The following is a 21,157-nucleotide window of genomic DNA, read 5'->3' as shown; positions in this document are numbered from 1 at the left end:
GGTTGAGAGAATCGCGTGTTGTGCCGGAAACAACACAACCCCAATTGAGCAACACCTCTTTACGCTTCTTCCCGATTGGCTGTGGCGCAGAACCCTGCGACGCAGCAACCCGTCATGCCTGATGACCATAGCGAGCTGGTCCCACCCCTTCCCATCCCGAACAGGACCGTGAAACAGCTCCACGCCGATGATAGTGCGGATTGCCCGTGTGAAAGTAGGTAATCGTCAGGCTCCTTATGCTGTAACGTCCAGAACCCCGGTAGCTCCGAAAGAGCACCGGGGTTCTGGCGTTTGGGCGCGTGGGAAATAAAAGGCTAGCTGCTCGTTCACAGAACGACGCAGCAAATCCACCTCACGGCCAGCTCGACTGGCCGCGGTGAGAGTCAGGCAAGGGGCTCGCCGGCGCGGTGCCGGCGCTGGGTTCAGTGCCTGCGGCGAACCCGGTCGAGCACGTGATGCTCGGCCAGCCAGTGATGCATCATGCCTTCGCCGTCGTGCTCTTTCCGGTAGGCGCGCGATTCGAAAATCGATAGCCCAAGCAGAACCAGCAGACCCACAGCGAGACCGATCAGACCCGCAATAGTTTCGGCATCCATGGCAGCCTCCTGTCGATTGCAGCCATGTCGGTATCTTAGAACAGTGTCGCAACGGAAAAAAATTGCGAGTTCAGCCGCTTCGCTACCTGGCGGGGAGCGCTCCTCGGATTACCATTCAAAAAGGATTTGACGCGATGTACCGTGTTTATCTGGCCCTTGCAATGGCCGCTTTGCTTTCGGCGTGCGCCGACAACGGAACGACCCACCGCCACGGCACCCCGCCGCAGGATCCGCCCGACTACCACGGTGTGCCGACCGACGACCGGCCGCCGATGATGTTGGACAACCCGCCGTCTGCCCAGTAAGCGCCGTCGCCTGGCGCGAGCGCCGTCAGTGCAACTGCACAGGGACCGGCGCGATCGCGCCGCTGATGCGCGGCAGCAAGGGCGAGAGCGTCAGGCCGCGCGCGGCCATGAAGACGAGCAGGGCGATCCACAGCCCATGATTGCCGAGCGGCCCGACCAGCGCCCATGACGCGCACAGAAACACAGCCAGCGACACCGCCATGGCTTGCATGAGTTCGCGCGTGCGCGTTGCGCCGATGAATACGCCGTCCAGCAAAAAGCCCCAAACGGAGATGAGCGGCGAAAGCGCGGCCCATGGGAGAAATGCCTGGGCGGCGGCACGCACTGCCGGCTGGTTGGTTAGCTGCCCGATGATCCATGGGCCGCAGGCCCAGTAAACCAGAGAAAAACCGAAGGCGCCCAGCGCTGCCCAAAACAGGTTGACCTTCACGGCCTGGCGGAACGCATTGCGATTACCCGCGCCGATCGCTGCGCCTACCAGCGCCTCGGCTGCGTGGGCGAACCCGTCGAGACCGTAGGCCATGAAGGCCTGGAAGTTGAGGAGCAGCGCGTTCGCGGCCAGGATTGCGTCGCCTTGCTTCGCGCCCAGATGCGCGAACCACCCAAACGAGCCCAACAGGCAAAGCGTGCGTAGAAAGATATCGCGATTGATCGCGACGAGGCGTTTGAGCGCTGCCGGCTCGAGCATAGTTTGCAACGCAAGCGGCGCGAGCCCGCGAGGACGAAGCCTCCACAGCACGCAGGCGCCGAAGACAAAACCGAGCGTATCGGCCGTAGCCGTCGCGGCGCCGATCCCGGCGATGCCCCACCGCAGCCCGTACACGTAGGCGAGCACGGCAACGACGTTCGTCAGATTGATGAAGATCTGCGAAAGCAGCGCAATGCGCACGCGCTGAGTGCCGAGCAGATATCCGAGCACGACGTAGTTCGCCAAAGCGAAAGGCGCAGAGCCGATACGCGCAAGGCAATAGACCCCGGCATTGCGTTGCACGTCTGCGCTGCCGCCAATGGCCGCGAGCGTGTACCGGATCAAGGGCGATTGAATCAGCAGGATCGCGGCGCCAATCGCGAATGCCAGCAGCAGGGCGCGCACGACATTCGCGCGCAATGCGGGGAGGTCGCGCGCGCCGTAGGCCTGTGCGACGAGCCCCGTCGTCCCCATGCGCAGGAAGCCGAAACCCCAAAACACGAAGTTGAAGAACAGGCCGCCTAGTGCGACGCCGCCAAGATCGGCTGCGCTGCCGAGGTGGCCTGCTACGGCCGTGTCGACGGCGCCGAGGATAGGCTGCGTGAGATTCGCGAGGACGATGGGAAACGCGAGCGTCAGCACGCGTCGATGCCAGCCTCGCAGGTCGGGCAGGGCCTCGGCGCCGCTCAAGCGCGTTCCTGCACGCACACCCAGGGCGAGACGACGACTGCCCACAACTCCGGCTTGCGCGCCGCGTAATCGGCAGCGGTTTCTGCCGGCATACGTGCGACGAGACCCGAAGACAGCCATTGCATGACGACCGCACTGTCGTCGTTGGCGATGGCCTCCGCTACGCTGACGAGGTCGAGGTCGCGCACCACGCTCAGCAACTTGCCTTGCGCGAAGAAGCGTTCGAGATCCTGCCAGTCGATCTTGGCGGTTTCGCCGAGCAGCCTGGCGTACGTCGAACTGGGGTTGGCGTTTTCGATAGTCATGATGATTGGAAATTCGTTGCGGCCGATACTATAAACGATAGTCTGCCTGCCGATCGGCGGCCGGAAGGCGAATGCTGGATCCGCGGTATTAATCACATTAATAAATCGATATCCAGGCTTGCGGGGCCAAAATACAGACAATAAGCCACATTAAATCAGTCAAACATCTGACCTAAGCGCGCTGCGAATTGGCGTTTCAAATTTGTACGCCACACCAAATAAATGCGCTGTTGCGTGCGCTTGCACACTAAAGCCGGCTGCCTTGAAAATGCGAAAAGCGCCGTGCTTTAAACCGACGATCGAGACTCGCAAAACCGCTCGATGAAGCAATCTGCTTCAGTTGGAATAGCCCGTCCAGCAAGCCTTTGCGCCGTTTGACGACTTGTCGTTTTGTGTCATTGAAGCGTGCGATCTTATGCACGGCAGCAGTTGATTCGGCGTCCTCATTCGTTGCTGAAAAGTGATGCGACACATAATCCGTGCGCCGTAGCACATTTTCGCGCTAATTAAGTGATTGCGCAGCAGGAAGCGCGTTGATAGATTGCGACTCGGCGCATGGTAAACCGGTCCTTTGCCGATATGCGCCAAACCCCCGTTAGCCCGGCACCATGCCGGGCTTTTTTTCGTCCATTGATTTGGCTGGCCGTAGCGGCCTGTCTCAACGTGCGGGAAGTTCTCGAGTCGGATCGATCGAGCGCCCCTGGTATCGCAGTTCGAAATGCAGCATCACGCGATCGTTGTCGCTGCTCCCCATTTCCGCGATCTTCTGCCCTTGCGCGACGCTCTGACCTTCCTTCACGAACAACGCCTGATTGTGCGCATAGGCCGTGAGGTAATCGCCGCTGTGCTTGATGATCAGCAAGTTACCGTAGCCACGCAGACCATTGCCGGCATAGACCACGGTGCCGGGCGCCGCGGCGACGACGGGCGTGCCGGCCGCATTGGCGATGTCGATGCCCTTCGAGTTACGGCCGTCAAAGTTGCGGATGACCTGGCCGCTGGTCGGCCAGACGAGTGAAATCGACGGCGCGGCCGTTGCCGCCGGCGCCGATGACGGCGCGGACGGCGTATCGGTTGTGTCGGCGCTCTCGCGCGGGGCAGTCGCTGCGCCACGCGGCGCGCCACCGGTGCGGGCGCTCGCTGTGCCAGCGGGCGGTTCCACGCGCAGGACCTGGCCGACTTCGATGGCGTCGGGGTTCGGCAGATTGTTCCAGCGCACGATGTTCTGCACGGACTGGCGATTGCTGCGCGCGATCTTGTACACGGTGTCGCCGCGCTCCACGCGATAAAAGCCGGGGCCGACCGGAGCCGATCCGCACGCCGCGAGCAGCGCAACGAGCGCCGCACATGCAATCCGTCTGATTCCTGGTGCCAACATTGAACCTCGCATGACCTTGCCTCGACGGACCACGGTCCGCCGCGCCGGCAAAACGCCTGATTTTAGCGGTTTTGCCAACGCAACTGGGGTTTTGCCTGAGGAATGACTGACGAAAGCGGCAGCATCCACACCGGCGCCGGCCCAGAACGGCGCCGGTGCGCGCGATCAGCCGCCGAGCGTCTCGACGCCGATACGCAGCGTCGCCGTCTCCGTTTGACCCGGTGCGAGCCAGCGCAGGCCGAGCCCGTTGTGGATCGCGTCGGGCAGACCAAGCCAGGGTTCGACGCAGTAGAAGTCGGAGTCCGCGGCTTCCGTCCACGTCGTGACCGCGTACCAGGCAAGCGAGCCGGGCCGGTTCAGGTCGATCGTCACCGCGCGGCCGAGTCCCGGCGCTACGAGGCGCACCGGCGAGGCGGGCGGCGTTGGCTCGAGCACATGGAAGCGGTCGATGATGCTTGCGTCGTCGAGCCTGTATTGCGCTTTGCCGGGCTCGGGCGCACTGATCGAACCGTCCGCGAGTTGATGACGGCGCTGGCTAGCCGGCAGGTCGAGCGTCGTCTGAGCGCGCTGGGCATGTGGCAGGGCGAAGTAGAAGTGATGGCCCGCGTACCAGGGAAGCGGATCCGGGCCGGTATTGGTCGCGGCGAGCGTCACGTCGAGCGTATGCGCGTCGGCCAGCCGGTAGGCCGCCTCGAAGCGAAACGCGAACGGGTAGCCGGCGCGGGTGGCGTCGGAGTCGACGAGCGTCATCTGCAGGCCGTGCCCATCGTCGTCGACTTGCGCCGCGAACGGCAGGTCGCGCGCGAAGCCGTGCATCGGCAGATCGCGGACCAGGCCTTGGGCGTCGCGCCAGCGCCCGATCTGGCCGTCGACACGATGGCGGCCAAGGAAGGGGAAGAGCAGTGGATTGCCGCCGCGCACGCGTGCCGGCTCGGCCCAGTTCGCATTTTCCGGCCACACGATGACCGGCTGGCCGCCGACGTGCCACGAAAGCAAACGGCCGCCGGCCCACGGCGCGAAGCGCAGCGTCGAGGCACCGCGGGTGAGGGTGAGGATGTCCTGTTCTGGATGTGCGTTCATGGGCGGGCCTGGAGTGGGTGGAAGAAGGGTGGCGCATATGCGCCGGGCAGAGGCGGATTTTGCGCCGCTTTCTCATGCGTGAAAACCCTCGTCGGGAAAGCGTGGGTGTCGTTGACGGACGCGAGTCAGCATAATCCGCATGACCGTGCGGTAGCGCACAGAGCATTTTCGCAGGAGACCTCCCCATGGACCTCGCAATGGCAATGAGCATGGCTCTGTTCAGCCTCTTTGTCGGTAGCAGCGCCTATTTCTTCTACAAGATGGCGCGCTGATCGCGCCGCGGTCCATCCCCCTCGTTTGATTCCCGCGAGCGCGACACGCGCGTTCGCGCCAGGATCCCTGCATTCGCAGCCAATTTTGTTGCGACGCAGTAACTTTTCTGACAAATCCATCTTCCAGCTTGGCGCTGCAATACGGCCCAGGCATAATCGGTGCGCTTTACCGCACCGGCTCCGCAACGGTCCGGCCCCTTACACCACCATTACGAGGATCCGCGCGTGAGTCTCTGGTTTCTATTCTTCCTGAGCGTGTTGCAAGGCGTCACCGAATTGTTTCCCGTGAGCAGCCTCGGCCATACGCTGCTCGTACCGGCACTGTTCGGCATGCACATCGACAAGCACGCGCCGCAATTGCTGCCGTTCCTCGTCGCATTGCACCTGGGAACCGCCGTCGCTCTGCTCTGGTATTTCCGTGAGCGCTGGGTCGCGTTGATCAGCGGCTTCTTTGCCTCGCTGGGCGGCCGCAAGAACGACGACGGGCACATGATGTGGGCGCTCATCATCGGTACGATTCCGACGGGTATCGTTGGCCTCGTGCTCGAAAAGCGCATCGAAGCCATCTTTCACGATCTGCGTATCGTCGCGGCGGCGTTGATGGTCAATGGCGTGCTGCTGTGGTTCGGCGATCGCCTCCAGCGTGCGCGTGCGCATCGTCCGCCCGAGAAACTTACGTTCCGCCAGGCATTTCTCGTCGGCCTCGCGCAGATCGGCGCGCTTATTCCCGGCTTCTCGCGCAGCGGCCTCACGATGATCGCTGGCAATGCAGCGGGCCTCACGGCGGAAAAGGCTGCGGAGTTCTCGTTCCTGCTCGGCACGCCGATCATCTTCGCGGCTGGCGTGCTCGAACTGCCCAAGCTCTTTCACGCGCGAGATCAGCTGATGACTGCGGTCGTTGGCGGCGTGCTCACGGGTATTGCGGCCTGGCTGAGCGTGAAGTTCCTCATGCGCTATTTCGAGGGACGCGGGCGCCTCGCATCGTTCGGTGCGTATTGCCTGATCGCCGGCGCGATTTTCCTTGGCTGGTTCGCGTTGCATCAGCAGCCGGTTTGATTCTGGCGCCAAGGCCCTTGGCACGCGTCACGAGCGAGGCGCGACCGCGTAAGACGATCGCGGTATAATCCAGCCCCGTCTTCGCGAGGCCCGCTTGCGGCCTTGCGCACGTTCACGCGACAGTAGCTCAGCTGGATAGAGCATCGGCCTTCTAAGCCGAGGGTCGGGGGTTCGAGCCCCTCCTGTCGCGCCAGATCAATTAAACAAAAAGCCCGGCCTTCACTGCCGGGCTTTTTGCATTTTCACACGCCACGAATCGCAGGCCGATTCAAAACCCTCACGCCACGAGCCGCAACGGCACCGGCTCCTCGGCCGCCTGCGCGAGAAAAACCATGCGGTGAAACTCGTGCGGGTTCGAAATGCCGGGAATCGGCGTAGCGATCAGACCCCCGCCGCCCACGACGAGCGAACCATAGTCGAAGATCCGCCCGATCAGGCTTTGCTCGATCCGCACGCTCTCGATCTTCGCGAGCGTCAATTCAACTGTGTGACGGCGTACCGCGCCGAACCTGGCCACCACGCGCTTGTTGGTCACGGCATATTCCGTCGTCCACCAGGCAAGTAGCGACGCGCCGAACAGTCCTAGCCCTGCGGCAAAAAAACCCACCGCTGCGAACGGCGACGTCCCGATGGTGCCGATAAGCACGCCCCAAACCATGAGCAGAAGGCTCAGTGTGATACGCGGCCCCATCGCCCAGAAGCAGGGGTGTCCCTCGCAGACGATCCTTTCGCCTGGCAGGAGAGTCGATTCGACGTATTTCACAATGACCTCCGTCAAGATTTGTGCAGTAATTAATCTGTAAGGTAGTGCATCCTGCGGCGTAGGATCCGTGGTCGAACGTCGCGGCTCAACGCCCGGCTGGCGCGTGAACGGTGCAAGGGGCGATGAATCCGAGGCGCAATAAAAAGGGCAGCCCGAGGGCTGCCCGTCAAACCGGATGAGCAACATCCGGCAATCGATGGTCCGATGGTTTGTCGCGCTTAGAGCTTCACGTCGAGCGCGTTGGTCAGATCGCCCATCGGCTGGCCGCCGTTGCTCTTGAGCGCGGCGTCGCGGCTGGCAAGTCCCGGCAGCGTGGGCAGCGAGAAGCGGCGCGTGATGAGGCGCAGGATCGAGGTCGTGTCGTACTGCGTGTGATCGACGTAAGCCTTCTTCGCGTACGGCGAGATGATGAGCGTCGGAATGCGCGAGCCCGGACCCCAGCGGTCGCCCTTGGGCGGCGCAACGTGATCCCAGAAACCGCCGTTTTCGTCGTAGGTCACCACCACGACCATGTTGTTCCACTGCGGGCTCTTCTGCAGATGCGCGATGACGTCCGCGATGTGCTGGTCGCTGCTCGTCACGTCCGTGTAGCCCGCGTGCTCGTTCAGGTTGCCCTGCGGCTTATAGAATGCCACCGCCGGCAGCGCGCCGGCGTCGATCGCCTTGATGAACTCCGTGCCGTCCATGCCGCCGTCGAGCAGGTGCTTCGCGCGCGCGTCGGTGCCCGGCGCGTAGTTCGCGAAGTAGTTGAACGGCTGGTGGTGCGGCTGGAAGTTCGGCGCCGTCATGTTCGCGCCGTAGATCACGCCCGAGGTGCTGTTCTGCGCGGCGCTTACGGCCGCGCCCCACGCGCCGCCGTACCACGCCCACGTCACGCCCGCGTTCGAAAGCAGATCGCCGATGTTCTGGGCCGTTTGCGCGGGCATCGTGGAGGCGTTCGACGGGTCGGCCAGGCTCGCGTCGCCGCCCGAAGCCGCTGCGTTGCCGCTTGGCTGATACGGCGGCTGCATCGTGTTGATCGCGTAGAAGTCCGGCGTCAGATTGCCCGACTTCACGAACTTCGGAACCCCATCGAGCGCCGACTTCGGCGAGTTCGATGCGAGCGTAAGCGAGACGCCGTCGGCGTCCACGGTCGAGATCGTCGGCTTGGCCGGGTTCGTGTCCGCGTTCGCGTAGTACGGCGTGCACGCGCAGATCAGCCATTGGTGATTCAGGAACGAGCCGCCGAACGCACCCATGAAGAAGTTGTCGGCGAGCGTGTATTGCTGGGCGATCTTCCAGAGCGGCAGCTTTTCGGCGCTCGTCGTGTAATGCCCCATCACGAGACCGCCTGAGTCGCCGTAGGCCGCGAACATGTCGTTCTTGCCGCCGTGAATCTGCATCTGGTTCTCGTAGAAGCGGTGATACAGGTCGCGCGTCGTGACCGAGAGCGGCACGTTGTAGCCCTTCGCGTCGTCGATGGCGAACGGCGCATTCGGCATGTTCTCGGTCATCGCCGCGGTCACGACGGGCGTGACGCCCGTTTGCGTGAGACCGTTCCAGACGGTCGGCAGCGTGGCCAGCACGGAGCCGTCGCGATCGAGCTGCTGCGCGCTTTGCGCGCTCACGTTCTGCAGGCCGTTGGCGCCCGGGAAACTGCTGTACAGGTTGTCGAAGCTGCGGTTTTCCGCGTAGATCACGACGATGTTCCTCACCGACGACAGGCCGGGCTTGCTGCTGTCGTTGCCGCCGCAAGCCGCGACGGCCAGTACCGACGCCGCTACCGCGATCGGCGTGGCATAGAACCATTTTCTGTTGATCATTTTTCTCTCTCGCGTTGGGGGCCCGCATGGAAGCCGGCGCGAATGACACCGGTCTTCGGGCGAGGCGCAGTGTCGCAACGGATTTTGACAGCGATATGTAAAAAATTACATTTAGCTTTTTCGTAGCCTTTGATTGCATGACATCTGTCTTACTTCATGTCATTGGAGTGTCATATCCCTGACATACGCTTTCGCGACTTCGATGCGCGACTGAGCGCATCGGCAATCGCACTGCAGCGGCGCGACGCCACGCGCGCGCCGCGCTCAAGCTTCGGGGACCAGGCATGTTGCGTAGATTGGCGCGTCGTTCGGCGCGAACGGAAGGTGAGACGCGGGCTCGATCGCACGGCGGCGTGCGCCGCTACGCAGGGCGCTTCGTGATGGCGGCGGGGCTGTCGTTGCTGCTGGCGGCATGCGACGGCAGCACGTCCGCTTCCGCCGATGCCGATGCGACGACAGGTGCAGCCGGCAGCGCTTCGCGCGCGCACGACGCCAATGCGAACGCACGCGCCGTACAGGGCGTGAAGCTCATGAAGATCGCCGCGCCTGCGCAAGGCGGGCAGACGCGTGCCGAGGTCTATGCGCAGGTGCGCCGCATGACGGCGCTCGGCAAGCAGATGTTCTTCGACCCGTCGCTCTCGGGCTCGGGCAAGATGGCGTGCGCGTCGTGCCACAGCCCGGACCACGCGTTCACGCCGACGAACGCGCTCGACGTGCAGATCGGCGGCACGGACATGCGACGCCAGGGCATGCGCGCCGTGCCGACGCTCAAGTATCTGCAGGCAGTGCCGGCGTTCGCCGAGCACTATCACGACTCTGATGACGAAGGCGATGAAAGCGTCGATGCCGGTCCGACCGGCGGCCTCACGTGGGACGGCCGCGTCGATCGGGGCTCGGACCAGGCGCGCATTCCGTTGCTCTCGACGTTCGAGATGGCGAGTTCGCCGAGGAAAGTCGCCGAAGCCGTGCGCGCGGCGCCCTACGCAGGGGCGTTTCGCGAGGCCTTCGGCGCGCGCGTCCTCGCTGACGACGACGCGACTTTCAAGGCAGTGCTGAAGTCACTGGAGACATTCGAGCAGTCGCCCGAAGTGTTCTATCCGTACACGAGCAAGTACGACGCGTACCTGGCCGGCAAGGCCGCGCTCAGCGCCGCCGAACTGCGCGGGCTGCAGCTTTTCAACGACGAGAAGAAGGGCAATTGCGCGAGCTGCCATATCAGCCAGCGCGCAAAAGACGGCTCGCCTCCGCAGTTCAGCGACTTCGGTCTGATTGCCGTGGGCGTGCCACGCAACCGCGCGCTTGCCGTGAATCACGACCGTAAGTTTTTCGATCTCGGCGCATGTGGCCCGGAGCGCACGGACCTCGATCACCGCTCGGAATTTTGCGGGCTCTTCCGCACGCCGACGCTGCGCAACGTCGCGCTCAAGAAGTCGTTCTTCCACAACGGCATCTATCACTCGCTGGAAGACGTGCTGCGTTTCTACGCGCGGCGCGACACGAATCCGGAGGAGTTCTATCCGGTGGCGAAGGGCAGGGTGCAGAAGTTCGACGACTTGCCGCAGCGCTACTGGGCCAATCTCAACACGGATCCGCCGTTCGATCGCAAGCCGGGCGACGAGCCGGTGTTCAGCAACGCCGAAATCAAGGATGTGATTGCGTTTCTCGATACGCTCACCGACGGCTGGCAGCCGGGTGCACACTGAGTGCGAACTGAGCGTGGATCAAGCGTGAACTGAGCGTGAACTGAGCGTGAACCGGGCGCGCGGTGTCAGACGCCCGCGATCAGCAGGCAGGCGCCGGTGAGCACGAGGAAGGACGCGAGCAAGCCGACCGTGCCGATGCGCACCGTGGCGTCCGGCCAGCGCGGCGCGCGCTCGGGACCGACTGCGAAGTTCGTGCCGGGCGCCTGCGGTTGTGGCGCGAGCGTGAAGTGCGCGACGAACGACATCAAGCCGATGCAGATGAGGGTCAGCAGGACCGCAAAGACCCTCAATGCGATGGCGTAGGTCATGTCAGGCATTCCCGATGGGCTGTAAGTGGGAGACGGAGCCATCGTAGTGATCGGCCTTCTGCCTCACCATCGGATCACTCCGAAAAGGAACCGGCTGCCCGCGCGTGTTCGGCCTCACTGGGCGAGCCGAAAAAAGGGCGCGTGTTATGCTTTTCGCCGATTCGTTCAGTCCGCCGAGGAGAACACACAATGTCCAGCATGCCCAGAACCCTTCACACGCTGAGCGCCCTGGGCGCGGCGCTCCTTGTCGCCGTTGGCATGGGCAGCGCGCATGCCGCCAACCTGGGATTTCTGAACAACACGCCCATGTCGTTCATGAACCAGGCAGATTACAACTCGCTCCAGAACGCCGTGCGCGACGCCGTCGAGCACAAGGCCGATGGCGAGAGCACGTCATGGTCGAACGAAGGCTCGCGCAACGGCACGCGCATCACCTCGACCATCACGCCGTCGAATACGCAAAAGGAAGGCGACAAGACGTGCCGCGATACGGAGGTCGTCATCAGCGCGAAGGGCCAGTCGATGACGCTGCGTCCGCACTTCTGCCGCACGGGCCAAGGCGCGTGGGTCTTCCAGAAGCAGCACTGAGCGCGCGGTGAACGGCAAGGTCGTTTCGTGCGGCATCGTGCTGCTCGATCCTGAAGGCCGCGTGCTGCTCGCGCACGCAACCGGCACGAATCACTGGGACATTCCGAAGGGGCAGGGCGAGCCCGGCGAGAGCGAATCGCAGAGCGCGCGCCGCGAGATGGTCGAGGAGACCGGTATCGAAGTCGCGGCGCCGCGCCTCGTCGATCTCGGGCGCTTCATGTACCGGCGCGACAAGGATCTGCATCTCTTTGCCGCGCGCGCGAGCGCCGATGAGCTCGACCTCTCGCGTTGCATTTGCGTGTCGCTGTTTCCGCGACGCGAGGACGGCGTGATGATTCCGGAAATGGACGCCTGGCGCTGGACCGTACCTGGCGAAGTGGATCGCTACGCGAGCCGCAGTCTCGCGCGGCTCTTTCGCACGTCGCTCTCGCTCGCGGAGCTGCATCGCAGACTGTAAGCCGGTCCTGCTAGCCGGCCGCCGCCGAAATGAAAAAAGCCCGCACGAATCTGTGCGGGCTTTTTGTTTGCCTGCAGGCGCGCGCGAGGCTTACTTGCCCCAGCTGTCGCGCAAACCGACGATGCGGTTGAATACCGGCGCACCCGGCTTCGAATCGTAGCGGTCGGCGACGAAGTAGCCATGACGCTCGAATTGATAGCGGTCTTCCGGCGCGGCGTCGCGTGCGCCCGGTTCCAGATACGCCTGCACCACGCGCTTCGAATCCGGATTGAGCGCTTCGAGGAAGTCGCGGCCGCCCGCGTCGGGCTGCTCTTCGCGGAACAGGCGATCGTAGAGGCGCACTTCCGCCGGGCACGCATGCGCTGCGCTGACCCAGTGAATGTTGCCCTTGACCTTGTAGTTGTTCGCGCCTTCCGTGCCCGACTTGCTGTCCGGGAAGTAGTTGCAGTGCACGGCGATCACGTTGCCGTTCTCGTCCTTGTCCGCGCCCGTGCATTCGATCACGAAGCCATAGCGCAGACGCACCTTGTTGCCCGGGAACAGGCGGAAATAGCCCTTCGGCGGCGTCTCGTTGAAGTCCTCGCGCTCGATCCACAGCTCGCGCGAGATCGGGAACGTGCGCAGGCCGCGCTCCGGATGATGCGGATGCACGGGGGCCGTGCAGTCCTCGCTCTGGCCTTCGGGATAGTTGTCGATGATGAGCTTGAGCGGGTCGAGCACGGCGGCCGTGCGCGGCGCCTTGTCGTCGAGGTCGTCGCGCAGCGCGCCTTCGAACACGCTCATGTCGATCCACGAATCGACCTTCGTCACGCCGATGCGTTCGCAGAACAGCTGGATCGCTTCGGGCGTGAAGCCGCGGCGGCGCACGCCGACGATGGTCGGCATGCGCGGGTCGTCCCAGCCTTCCACGTGGCCTTCGGTCACCAGTTGCAGCAGCTTGCGCTTGCTCGTGATCGCGTAGGTCAGGTTCAGGCGCGAAAACTCGATTTGCTGCGGCAGCGGGCGCGTGAAGACACCGGCGTCGGCCAGTTCGCTTAGCACCCAGTCATACAGCGGGCGATGGTCCTCGAACTCGAGCGTGCACAGCGAATGCGTGATGTTTTCCAGCGCGTCCGAGATGCAGTGCGTGTAGTCGTACATCGGGTACACGCACCACTTGTCGCCAGTGCGGTAGTGATGTGCGAAGCGGATGCGGTAGATCACCGGATCGCGCATGTTGAAGTTCGGTGACGCCATGTCGATCTTCGCGCGCAGCACATGTGCGCCTTCCTCGAATTCGCCCGCCTTCATGCGGCGGAAGAGGTCGAGGTTTTCGTCGACGGAGCGATCGCGGAACGGCGAGGTCTTGCCGGCTTCGGTGGCCGAGCCGCGGTTCGCGCGCATCTCTTCCGGCGACTGGCTATCGACATACGCACGGCCGCGCTGGATCAGCAGTTCGGCGAACTCGTAGAGCTTGTCGTAGTAGTCGCTCGCGTAGAAGAGGTATTCCTGATCGTCTTTCTTCCACTCGAAGCCGAGCCATTCGACGGCGTCGATGATCGAGTTGACGTACTCGACGTCTTCCTTCTCCGGGTTCGTGTCGTCAAAGCGCAGGTGGCACACGCCGCCGTAGCTTTTCGCGACGCCGAAGTTCAGGCAGATGCTCTTCGCGTGGCCGATGTGCAGATAGCCATTCGGCTCCGGCGGGAAACGCGTTTCCACACGCTGCGCCCACTTGCCCGAGCGGTTGTCGTCGTCGATGATGTTGCGGATGAAATTGGATGCCGCAGGCGCTTCCGTGCGGTCGGCGTCTTTACGTTCGGTATTCATGCGAAAAGGGAGTCGTTCGAGGGCGCCCGTCAAAAGGATAACAGCGCGTAACTGGGCACCCGATGGTGTCTTCCATTCTACCTGACGCGACCCGCCGTGCCAGTCCCGGTGCCGGATCGTCGCGCGGATCACAACAAGCGAGGGGAAAACGTGACGACGAGCGAAACGGCTGTGCTGGTGCTGCCGGGCTATATGGATTCGGGGCCGGGGCACTGGCAGACGCGCTGGGAAGCCGCGCACGCGGGCTTTGCACGGGTGCAGATGCCCGACTGGATGCACCCGGACTGCGAGGCGTGGTGCGCGGCGCTGGAGGCTGCCGTACAACGCGCGCCGGCTGGCGTGCGCTTGGCCGCTCACAGCTTCGGCTGCCTGACCGTGGCGCACTGGGCCGCGCATCACGCGAGCGCGGCGACGCGCGCGAAGGTGGCCGGCGCGCTGCTGGTGGCGCTACCCGATCCGCACGGTCCCGAATTTCCGCGCGACGCGCGGGGCTTCGATCCGGTTCCGCTCACGGCGCTGGCGTTTGCGAGCGTCGTGGTCGCCAGCAGCGACGATCCGTATGGCGGCGTGGGGTTTTCGCAGCGCTGCGCGCAGGCGTGGGGCAGCCGCTGGATCGAGATCGGCGCGCGCGGGCACATCAATGCGGACAGCGGGCTCGACGACTGGCCGCAAGGGCTGGAATGGCTGATGTCGATGGGGAAAGAGGGCGGCTAAGGGCCCCTAAGGGCCCCTAAGGGCCGCCCCGGGACCTTGCGGTTACACCACGCCCTTGCCGCGCAACGCCGCCACTTGCTCGTCACCGTAGCCAAGCACTTCGCGCAGTACCGCATCGGTATGCTCGCCGAGCGTGGGCGGATGGCTCGCCACGCGCGGCGGCGTTTCGCTCATGCGGATGGGATTGCCCACGAGCCGCGCCGTGCCGCCCGAAGGGTGCGGCACGTCCACCTGCAGCCCGCGCGCGATCACCTGCTCGTTCTCGAACACTTCCGCGAGGTTGTTGATCGGCCCGCACGGCACGCCCGCCGCTTCGAGCGCGCCGATCCAGTCGGCTTTCGTGCGCGTGCGGATCAGATCGGCGACGATCGGCACGAGCGTATCGCGATGGCGCACGCGCGCCGGATTGGTCGCGAAGCGCTCGTCGTCGGCAAGCCCGGGCTGGCCCGCCACCTCGACGAACTTGCGGAACTGCCCGTCGTTGCCGACGGCGAGGATGATCCAGCTATCGCTCGTCTGGAACGCCTGGTAGGGCACGATGTTGGGATGCGCGTTGCCCCAGCGTGCGGGCGCATTGCCGCTCGCCAGGTAGTTCGAATTCATGTTCGCGAGCATCGCCACCTGCACGTCGAGCAGCGCCATGTCGATGTACTGGCCCACGCCCGTGCGGTCGCGGTGCGCGAGCGCCGTCAGCACCGCAATGGTCGAATACATGCCGGTCATGAGGTCGGCGATCGCGACGCCCGCCTTTTGCGGGCCGCCGCCCGGCAGCGCGTCGCGCTCGCCCGTAATGCTCATGAAGCCGCCCATGCCCTGCACGATGAAGTCGTAGCCCGCGCGCGAGGCGTAGGGCCCGGTCTGGCCGAAGCCGGTGACCGAACAGTAGATGAGGTCGGGCTTCACCTCGCGCAGCGACGCGTAGTCGAGGCCGTATTTCCTCAACTGACCGGCCTTGTAGTTCTCCAGCACGACATCGCTTTGCGCGGCCAGCTCGCGCACGATGCGCTGCCCCTCTGGCGTGGCGATATCCACCGTTACCGAGCGCTTGTTGCGGTTCGCGGCGAGGTAGTAGGCGGCCTCGGCTGTGTCCGCGCCGTCGGGCGTCTTCAGGTACGGAGGCCCCCAGTGGCGGGTGTCGTCGCCGGCGCCGGGGCGCTCCACCTTGATCACGTCGGCGCCGAAGTCGGCGAGAGTCTGTGCGCACCACGGTCCGGCGAGGACGCGGGTGAGATCGAGTACGCGGATATGGCTGAGAGCGCCCATGCTGTGTCTTCCAATGTCGTTCTAAAGCGGGCCGCGAGCGCGCGTGGCGCGCCGGCCGATGCCGCCCATAGTAAGCGAAAAGGCGCGGGATGCGTCAATATTCGGTACAAGGTTCCGCAGTGCGGAACAAAATTGCTCGTCTCGTTATGTTGCCGCGCGCCCTGTCGCACCCATGCAAACCACGCCGGACGCGCCGCCGCGAGCGCGCGGCGATCCCGTATAATCGTTCGATTCAGCACCGGGGTTTTCGTGAGCAGCGTGGGCCCCGAGCGCGACCACGACAAAGATTCAGCACCGTACGCCCCAGGAAGGACCCAACGCACGCCATGAAAGCCGCCGACATCCGCGAGAAATTTCTCAAGTTCTTCGAATCGAAGGGCCACACGATCGTGCGCTCGTCGAGCCTCGTGCCGGGCAACGACCCGACACTGCTCTTCACCAACTCGGGCATGGTGCAGTTCAAGGACGTGTTCCTCGGCACCGAAAAGCGGCCGTACTCGCGCGCCACGACCGCGCAGCGCAGCGTGCGCGCAGGCGGCAAGCACAACGACCTCGAAAACGTCGGCTACACGGCGCGTCACCACACGTTCTTCGAGATGCTCGGCAACTTCTCGTTCGGCGACTACTTCAAGCGCGACGCGATCCACTACTGCTGGGAACTGCTGACCAAGGTCTACGCGCTGCCGGCAGACAAGCTCACGGTCACCGTCTACAAGGAAGACGACGAAGCCTTCGACATATGGGCGAAGGAAATCGGCGTGCCAGTGGAGCGCATCATCCGCATCGGCGACAACAAGGGTGCGCGCTACGCCTCGGACAACTTCTGGCAGATGGCCGACACCGGCCCCTGCGGTCCGTGCTCGGAAGTGTTCTACGACCACGGCCCGGAAATCTGGGGCGGGCCCCCGGGGTCGCCTGAGGAAGACGGCGACCGCTTTATCGAGATCTGGAATCTCGTGTTCATGCAGTTCAACCGCGACGCCCAGGGCAACATGACGCCGCTGCCCAAGCAGTGCGTCGACACGGGCATGGGTCTCGAGCGTCTCGCCGCGGTGCTGCAGCACGTGCACAGCAACTACGAGATCGACCTGTTCCAGAATCTCATCAAGGCGGCTTCGCGCGAAACGAACACGCCCGACCTCACGAACAACTCGCTGAAGGTCATTGCCGACCATATCCGCGCGTGCTCGTTCCTGATCGTCGACGGCGTGATTCCCGGCAACGAAGGCCGCGGCTACGTGCTGCGCCGTATCGTGCGCCGAGCGATCCGCCACGGCTACAAGCTCGGCCAGAAGAGCGCGTTCTTCCACAAGCTGGTGGCGGATCTCGTCGCGGAAATGGGCGCCGCCTACCCGGAACTCGCCGAAGCGCAGCAGCGCGTGACGGACGTTCTGCGCCAGGAAGAAGAGCGCTTCTTCGAGACCATCGAGCACGGCATGTCGATTCTCGAAGCCGAACTCGCCGACCTCGAAGCCAAGGGCGGCAAGACGCTCTCGGGCGAACTCGCGTTCAAGCTGCACGACACGTACGGCTTCCCGCTCGACCTCACGGCCGACGTTTGCCGCGAACGCAACGTCACGGTCGACGAGCCGGCGTTCGACGAAGCCATGGCGCGTCAGCGCGAGCAGGCGCGCGCGGCAGGCAAGTTCAAGATGACGCAGGGCCTCGAATACTCGGGCGCGAAGACGGCGTTCCACGGCTACGAGGAAATCGCGTTCGACGACGCGAAGGTCGTCGCGCTCTACGTGGACGGCGCGTCGGTCACCGAAGTGAAGGCGGGCCAGGACGCCGTGGTCGTGCTCGACCACACGCCGTTTTACGCGGAATCGGGCGGCCAGGTGGGCGACCAGGGCGTGATCTCGAACGCGAGCATCCGTTTCGCCGTGGCCGACACGCTCAAGGTTCAGGCCGATGTGAGCGGCCACCACGGCACGCTCGAGCAGGGCACGCTTAAGGTTGGCGACGTCGTGAAGGCGGAAATCGACGCCATTCGCCGCGCCCGCACCGCGCGCAATCACTCGGCCACGCACCTGATGCACAAGGCGCTGCGCGAAGTGCTCGGTTCGCACGTGCAGCAGAAGGGCTCGCTCGTCGACGCGGATAAAACCCGCTTCGACTTCGCGCACAACGCACCGATGACGGACGACGAGATCCGCCGCGTCGAGCAGATCGTCAACGCGGAAGTGCTCGCGAACGCGCCCGGCATTGTGCGCGTGATGTCGTACGACGACGCGGTGAAGGGCGGCGCGATGGCGCTGTTCGGCGAGAAGTACGGCGACGAAGTGCGCGTGCTCGATCTCGGCTTCTCGCGCGAGCTGTGTGGTGGCACGCACGTCACGCGCAGCGGCGATATCGGCTTCTTCAAGATCGTGATGGAAGGCGGCGTGGCCGCAGGCATCCGCCGCGTGGAAGCGATCACGGGCGACAACGCCGTGCGCTTCGTGCAGGAGCTCGATGCGCGCGTGAATGCGGCAGCGGCGGCACTCAAGGCGCAACCTTCGGAACTGACCCAACGTATCGCGCAGGTGCAGGACCAGGTGAAGTCGCTCGAGAAGGAACTGGGCGCGCTCAAGTCGAAGCTCGCTTCGAGCCAGGGCGACGAGCTCGTGGGGCAGGCCATCGAAGTCAACGGCGTGCACGTGCTGGCCGCGACGCTCGATGGCGCCGATTCGAAGACGCTGCGCGAGACCGTGGACAAGCTCAAGGACAAGCTCAAGAGCGCGGCGATCGTGCTGGCGGCTGTGGACGGCGGCAAGGTCAGCCTGATCGCGGGCGTGACCGCCGAGGCGAGCAAGAAGGTCAAGGCCGGCGAACTCGTGAACTTCGTCGCCCAGCAGGTCGGCGGCAAGGGCGGCGGCCGTCCCGACATGGCGCAGGCGGGCGGCACCGAGCCGGCCAACCTGCCGGCCGCGCTCGCCGGCGTGAAGGGCTGGGTCGAAGCGAAGCTGTAACCCGCGCGTCGCGGTGTGAACGCCGCTTTGCGACGAAGAAGGGCTGTCCGTGAGGGCGGCCCTTTTTGTTTCCCGCGCGGCTTATCAGGCGTGAAGTCCTGCAGGCGTGGCTGCCGCTTCAGCCGCCAATGGCGCCGCCGTGCTGCCCGTGCGTTGCGCATCCTCCAGCAGCGCGTCCTTCAACGCGCCGAGCGCAGGCGAATAGTGGCCACGCCGCCAGGCGAGCAGCGTGTCGATCTGACCGAGCTTGCCAAGCGAATGAATCGTGACGTCGTCGGCACTGCGTGGCAGTTCGAGCACCGAACGCGGCGCGACGGCCACACCCGCGCCCGCCGCCACGCACGCAATGATCGCGTGATACGAGCCCAGTTCCAGCACGCGCGAAGGCCGGATGCCATGCTCCAGATACCAGCGCTCGACATAGGCGCGATACGCGCAGCTGCGTTCGAACGCGACGAGCGTGGAGAGCGCGATGTCGTCGGGCTGGCGGATCGGCCGGTGGCCGCGCGGCGTGATCATCACGAGTTCTTCGCGATAGACCGGCACGTGCTCGAATATTTCAGGGTCCGGCAGTCCGTCGAGCGGCGTGGCGATCAGCGCCGCATCGACTGCGTATTCGCGCAGGCGCTCGATCATCGTGCCGGTTGTGCCCGTTTCCAGTTCGAGCGTGACTTCGGGCCACATCTGGTGATAGTGCGCGAGCGGGCCAGGCAGACGGCTTGCTGCAGCGCTCTCCATGGTGCCGAGGCGCAGGCGTCCCGCCGGGCGCCCGGCCTTCAGCGCGTGGCGCGCTTCGTCCGCGAGCGCGAGCAGGCGCTCGGCATAGGGCAACAGGGTTTCGCCAGCGGGCGTGAGAATGAGGCGCCGGCCCTCGCGCGTGAAGAGCGGGGTGCCGAGTTGATCTTCGAGCTGCTTGATGCGCGTGGTCACGTTCGACTGCACGCGGTTGAGCTTGGCAGCGGCCCGCGTCACGCCGTTTTCCCGCACGACCGCCCGGAAAATCGCCAGTTCGGCGAGGTCCATAGTTCTCTCCTCGGAATGAATCGATTCATGATAATTCATTTTTCGTGAACGATAGAATCGCCTACGATGGTAGGCAGTCGCTTAATCCGCTGATCTCATGAACGATTACGTCTCCCGCGCCGTCCACGTTTCCGAACCCCGCCCGCATGCCGGTCGGCGCGCGGCGTTGGCCTGCATGGTGACGCTCGCCATCGCGCTGGGCGTCGGGCGCTTCGCCTTTACGCCGCTGTTGCCGCTGATGCTGCACGGCGGCGCGCTCGACCTGCGTCACGGCGGCTGGCTCGCCTCGCTGAACTACGCGGGTTACTTCGTTGGCGCGATCAGCTGCGTCGCGCTGCGCATGGCGCCCGCGAAGATCGTGCGCGCGGGCCTCGTGGCCACGGTGCTCCTCACGCTCGCGATGGGCCTCACCCAGCAGTTCTGGATCTGGGCCGTGGTGCGCTTCGTGGCGGGCGCGGTGAGCGCGTGGACGTTCGTATTCGCCTCGCAGTGGGGCCTGCGGCGGCTCGCGCAGCTCGGCGCGAACGAGTGGGGCGGCGTGATCTACACCGGTCCTGGCGTCGGCATCATTGCGACCGGGTTGTTCGTGAGCGCGGCCGGCGGTCTCGGCGCGCGCGCGGGCTGGATCGGCTTCGGGCTGATCAGCGCGCTGCTCGCCGCCGTCGTCTGGTCGACGTTTGGGGAAGACATGCGCGCGCTCGCGCCGCGTCCCGCCGCGCGTGCTGCGGCTAGCGTCGCGCACAAGGAGCGCGACAGCCGCCGCGCCGACGCCTTTTGGCTCGTGCTGCTCTACGGCGTGCCCGGCTTCGGCTACATCATCACGGCGACGTTCCTGCCCGTGATCGCACGCCATGCGCTGCCCGGCTCGGCCTGGCCCGACCTGTTCTGGCCGATGCTCGGCGCGGCGCTGATCGCCGGCGCGCTGCTGGCTGCGCGCCTCCCGCTGCATTGGGACAACCGCCTGATGCTGGCGGGCGCCTACGTGCTGCAGGCCGTGGGCATCGCGCTCGGCATCATCTGGCCCAACGCCGCGGGCTTCTCGTTCGGCAGTGTGTTGATCGGCCTGCCGTTCACGGCGATCACGCTCTTCGCGATGCGCGAGGCGCGTCTGCTGCGCGGCGAGCATGCCGCCGCGCTGATGGGCTATGCGACGGCCGCCTATGGCGTCGGGCAGATCGCCGGGCCGCTCGTGGCCGCGCCGCTCGCGGCGTCGACGGGCTCGTTTTCGCCTTCGCTGTGGCTCGCGGCGGCTGCGCTCGTGGCCGGCGCAATCGGGCTCGTATGGCGGGCCTGGCATACGCGCGAGGCCGCACGCGGACTCCGATAGCACACTAGAATGGACGCTTTCGCGCAAGCCGCGAGCGTGTCCGCCGGGCCGCGCGGCCGGTTCCCAGCGCCATCGACCT

The 21,157-nt window shown here is 64.9% G+C and carries 19 protein-coding genes, 1 tRNA gene and 1 rRNA gene; 10 read left to right on the top strand and 11 right to left on the bottom strand.

Going from position 1 to position 21,157, the window contains the following annotated elements; genetic code table 11:
* Positions 1-117: 117 nt before the first annotated feature.
* A 5S ribosomal RNA gene (gene rrf, locus M3A49_RS35155) occupies positions 118-231 on the top strand.
* A gap of 191 nt (positions 232-422) precedes the next feature.
* On the opposite strand, the gene M3A49_RS35150 is transcribed toward rrf, so the two are convergent.
* The gene (locus M3A49_RS35150; RefSeq protein WP_165822956.1) at positions 423-596 is read right to left on the bottom strand and encodes a hypothetical protein; all 174 of its coding nucleotides are present in this window, start codon (positions 594-596) and stop codon (positions 423-425) included.
* Positions 597-730: 134 nt separating this feature from the next.
* Between M3A49_RS35150 and M3A49_RS35145 the strand changes: the two genes are divergently transcribed.
* On the top strand, positions 731-901 hold the full coding sequence (locus tag M3A49_RS35145) for a hypothetical protein (protein ID WP_266232986.1): 171 nt from the start codon (positions 731-733) through the stop codon (positions 899-901).
* A gap of 25 nt (positions 902-926) precedes the next feature.
* Here M3A49_RS35145 and M3A49_RS35140 read toward each other — a convergent pair whose 3' ends face one another.
* From M3A49_RS35140 to M3A49_RS35125, 4 genes are all read right to left on the bottom strand, one after another.
* Positions 927-2,279: an MATE family efflux transporter gene (locus M3A49_RS35140; protein ID WP_266232985.1), complete on the bottom strand. Its 1,353-nt coding sequence runs from the start codon at positions 2,277-2,279 to the stop codon at positions 927-929.
* Positions 2,276-2,584: a DUF2288 domain-containing protein gene (locus M3A49_RS35135; protein WP_254356941.1), complete on the bottom strand. Its 309-nt coding sequence runs from the start codon at positions 2,582-2,584 to the stop codon at positions 2,276-2,278. Before M3A49_RS35135 ends, M3A49_RS35140 begins: the two co-directional genes overlap by 4 nt.
* A gap of 658 nt (positions 2,585-3,242) precedes the next feature.
* Positions 3,243-3,962 carry a peptidoglycan DD-metalloendopeptidase family protein gene (locus tag M3A49_RS35130; RefSeq protein ID WP_266232984.1) on the bottom strand — a complete coding sequence of 240 codons (720 nt, stop codon included), beginning with the start codon at positions 3,960-3,962 and terminating at the stop codon, positions 3,243-3,245.
* Between the two features lie 165 nt (positions 3,963-4,127).
* Positions 4,128-5,042: an aldose epimerase gene (locus M3A49_RS35125; RefSeq protein WP_266232983.1), complete on the bottom strand. Its 915-nt coding sequence runs from the start codon at positions 5,040-5,042 to the stop codon at positions 4,128-4,130.
* Between the two features lie 497 nt (positions 5,043-5,539).
* On the opposite strand from M3A49_RS35125, the gene M3A49_RS35120 reads away from it, so the two are divergent.
* Entirely contained in the window at positions 5,540-6,370 is an 831-nt protein-coding gene (locus M3A49_RS35120) for an undecaprenyl-diphosphate phosphatase (RefSeq protein ID WP_028208013.1), read from the top strand.
* A 116-nt stretch (positions 6,371-6,486) separates the two neighbouring features.
* Positions 6,487-6,563, top strand: a tRNA-Arg gene (locus tag M3A49_RS35115).
* Positions 6,564-6,647: 84 nt separating this feature from the next.
* Here the strand turns inward: M3A49_RS35115 and M3A49_RS35110 are convergent.
* Positions 6,648-7,319, bottom strand: coding sequence for a PH domain-containing protein (locus M3A49_RS35110; protein WP_266232982.1), 672 nt, complete (start codon positions 7,317-7,319; stop codon positions 6,648-6,650).
* Positions 7,320-7,351: 32 nt separating this feature from the next.
* Complete coding sequence (locus tag M3A49_RS35105; protein WP_266232981.1) at positions 7,352-8,935, bottom strand: acid phosphatase; 1,584 nt, start codon at positions 8,933-8,935, stop codon at positions 7,352-7,354.
* Positions 8,936-9,219: 284 nt separating this feature from the next.
* Between M3A49_RS35105 and M3A49_RS35100 the strand changes: the two genes are divergently transcribed.
* The gene (locus M3A49_RS35100) at positions 9,220-10,638 is read left to right on the top strand and encodes a cytochrome-c peroxidase (RefSeq protein WP_416339076.1); all 1,419 of its coding nucleotides are present in this window, start codon (positions 9,220-9,222) and stop codon (positions 10,636-10,638) included.
* A gap of 65 nt (positions 10,639-10,703) precedes the next feature.
* Here the strand turns inward: M3A49_RS35100 and M3A49_RS35095 are convergent, their stop codons facing one another.
* On the bottom strand, positions 10,704-10,946 hold the full coding sequence (locus M3A49_RS35095) for a hypothetical protein (protein ID WP_266232980.1): 243 nt from the start codon (positions 10,944-10,946) through the stop codon (positions 10,704-10,706).
* Between the two features lie 189 nt (positions 10,947-11,135).
* Between M3A49_RS35095 and M3A49_RS35090 the strand changes: the two genes are divergently transcribed.
* Both M3A49_RS35090 and M3A49_RS35085 read left to right on the top strand, forming a co-directional pair.
* On the top strand, positions 11,136-11,534 hold the full coding sequence (locus tag M3A49_RS35090) for an RT0821/Lpp0805 family surface protein (RefSeq protein WP_266232979.1): 399 nt from the start codon (positions 11,136-11,138) through the stop codon (positions 11,532-11,534).
* A gap of 7 nt (positions 11,535-11,541) precedes the next feature.
* Positions 11,542-11,991 (top strand): NUDIX hydrolase, encoded by a 450-nt coding sequence (locus M3A49_RS35085; RefSeq protein ID WP_254356948.1) that lies wholly within the window; start codon positions 11,542-11,544, stop codon positions 11,989-11,991.
* Between the two features lie 90 nt (positions 11,992-12,081).
* Here M3A49_RS35085 and M3A49_RS35080 read toward each other — a convergent pair whose 3' ends face one another.
* Positions 12,082-13,800, bottom strand: coding sequence for a glutamine--tRNA ligase/YqeY domain fusion protein (locus tag M3A49_RS35080; RefSeq protein ID WP_266232978.1), 1,719 nt, complete (start codon positions 13,798-13,800; stop codon positions 12,082-12,084).
* Between the two features lie 150 nt (positions 13,801-13,950).
* On the opposite strand from M3A49_RS35080, the gene M3A49_RS35075 reads away from it, so the two are divergent.
* Positions 13,951-14,514: an RBBP9/YdeN family alpha/beta hydrolase gene (locus M3A49_RS35075; RefSeq protein ID WP_266232977.1), complete on the top strand. Its 564-nt coding sequence runs from the start codon at positions 13,951-13,953 to the stop codon at positions 14,512-14,514.
* A 42-nt stretch (positions 14,515-14,556) separates the two neighbouring features.
* On the opposite strand, the gene M3A49_RS35070 is transcribed toward M3A49_RS35075, so the two are convergent.
* Entirely contained in the window at positions 14,557-15,777 is a 1,221-nt protein-coding gene (locus M3A49_RS35070; RefSeq protein WP_266232976.1) for a CaiB/BaiF CoA transferase family protein, read from the bottom strand.
* 326 nt (positions 15,778-16,103) lie between these two features.
* Between M3A49_RS35070 and alaS the strand changes: the two genes are divergently transcribed.
* Positions 16,104-18,728: an alanine--tRNA ligase gene (gene alaS, locus M3A49_RS35065; RefSeq protein WP_266232975.1), complete on the top strand. Its 2,625-nt coding sequence runs from the start codon at positions 16,104-16,106 to the stop codon at positions 18,726-18,728.
* Positions 18,729-18,812: 84 nt separating this feature from the next.
* Here the strand turns inward: alaS and M3A49_RS35060 are convergent, their stop codons facing one another.
* The gene (locus M3A49_RS35060; protein WP_266232974.1) at positions 18,813-19,751 is read right to left on the bottom strand and encodes a LysR family transcriptional regulator; all 939 of its coding nucleotides are present in this window, start codon (positions 19,749-19,751) and stop codon (positions 18,813-18,815) included.
* 97 nt (positions 19,752-19,848) lie between these two features.
* On the opposite strand from M3A49_RS35060, the gene M3A49_RS35055 reads away from it, so the two are divergent.
* Positions 19,849-21,078, top strand: coding sequence for a YbfB/YjiJ family MFS transporter (locus M3A49_RS35055; RefSeq protein WP_416339075.1), 1,230 nt, complete (start codon positions 19,849-19,851; stop codon positions 21,076-21,078).
* The last annotated feature ends 79 nt before the right edge of the window (positions 21,079-21,157 follow it).

It is taken from the genome of Paraburkholderia sp. CNPSo 3076 (genome assembly GCF_026343935.1).
Taxonomy (GTDB): domain Bacteria; phylum Pseudomonadota; class Gammaproteobacteria; order Burkholderiales; family Burkholderiaceae; genus Paraburkholderia; species Paraburkholderia nodosa.
This window is presented reverse-complemented; position numbering and strand designations above follow the sequence as displayed.

Bases quoted from the DNA above. Each gene is read 5' to 3' on its own strand.
- M3A49_RS35150 (WP_165822956.1), bottom strand. From the start codon at position 596: ATGGATGCCGAAACTATTGCGGGTCTGATCGGTCTCGCTGTGGGTCTG.
- M3A49_RS35145 (WP_266232986.1), top strand. From the start codon at position 731: ATGTACCGTGTTTATCTGGCCCTTGCAATGGCCGCTTTGCTTTCGGCG.
- M3A49_RS35135 (WP_254356941.1), bottom strand. From the start codon at position 2,584: ATGACTATCGAAAACGCCAACCCCAGTTCGACGTACGCCAGGCTGCTC.
- M3A49_RS35130 (WP_266232984.1), bottom strand. From the start codon at position 3,962: ATGTTGGCACCAGGAATCAGACGGATTGCATGTGCGGCGCTCGTTGCG.
- M3A49_RS35125 (WP_266232983.1), bottom strand. From the start codon at position 5,042: ATGAACGCACATCCAGAACAGGACATCCTCACCCTCACCCGCGGTGCC.
- M3A49_RS35110 (WP_266232982.1), bottom strand. From the start codon at position 7,319: ATGTTGCTCATCCGGTTTGACGGGCAGCCCTCGGGCTGCCCTTTTTAT.
- M3A49_RS35105 (WP_266232981.1), bottom strand. From the start codon at position 8,935: ATGATCAACAGAAAATGGTTCTATGCCACGCCGATCGCGGTAGCGGCG.
- M3A49_RS35100 (WP_416339076.1), top strand. From the start codon at position 9,220: ATGTTGCGTAGATTGGCGCGTCGTTCGGCGCGAACGGAAGGTGAGACG.
- M3A49_RS35095 (WP_266232980.1), bottom strand. From the start codon at position 10,946: ATGACCTACGCCATCGCATTGAGGGTCTTTGCGGTCCTGCTGACCCTC.
- M3A49_RS35090 (WP_266232979.1), top strand. From the start codon at position 11,136: ATGTCCAGCATGCCCAGAACCCTTCACACGCTGAGCGCCCTGGGCGCG.
- M3A49_RS35080 (WP_266232978.1), bottom strand. From the start codon at position 13,800: ATGAATACCGAACGTAAAGACGCCGACCGCACGGAAGCGCCTGCGGCA.
- M3A49_RS35070 (WP_266232976.1), bottom strand. From the start codon at position 15,777: ATGGGCGCTCTCAGCCATATCCGCGTACTCGATCTCACCCGCGTCCTC.
- alaS (WP_266232975.1), top strand. From the start codon at position 16,104: ATGAAAGCCGCCGACATCCGCGAGAAATTTCTCAAGTTCTTCGAATCG.
- M3A49_RS35060 (WP_266232974.1), bottom strand. From the start codon at position 19,751: ATGGACCTCGCCGAACTGGCGATTTTCCGGGCGGTCGTGCGGGAAAAC.
- M3A49_RS35055 (WP_416339075.1), top strand. From the start codon at position 19,849: ATGAACGATTACGTCTCCCGCGCCGTCCACGTTTCCGAACCCCGCCCG.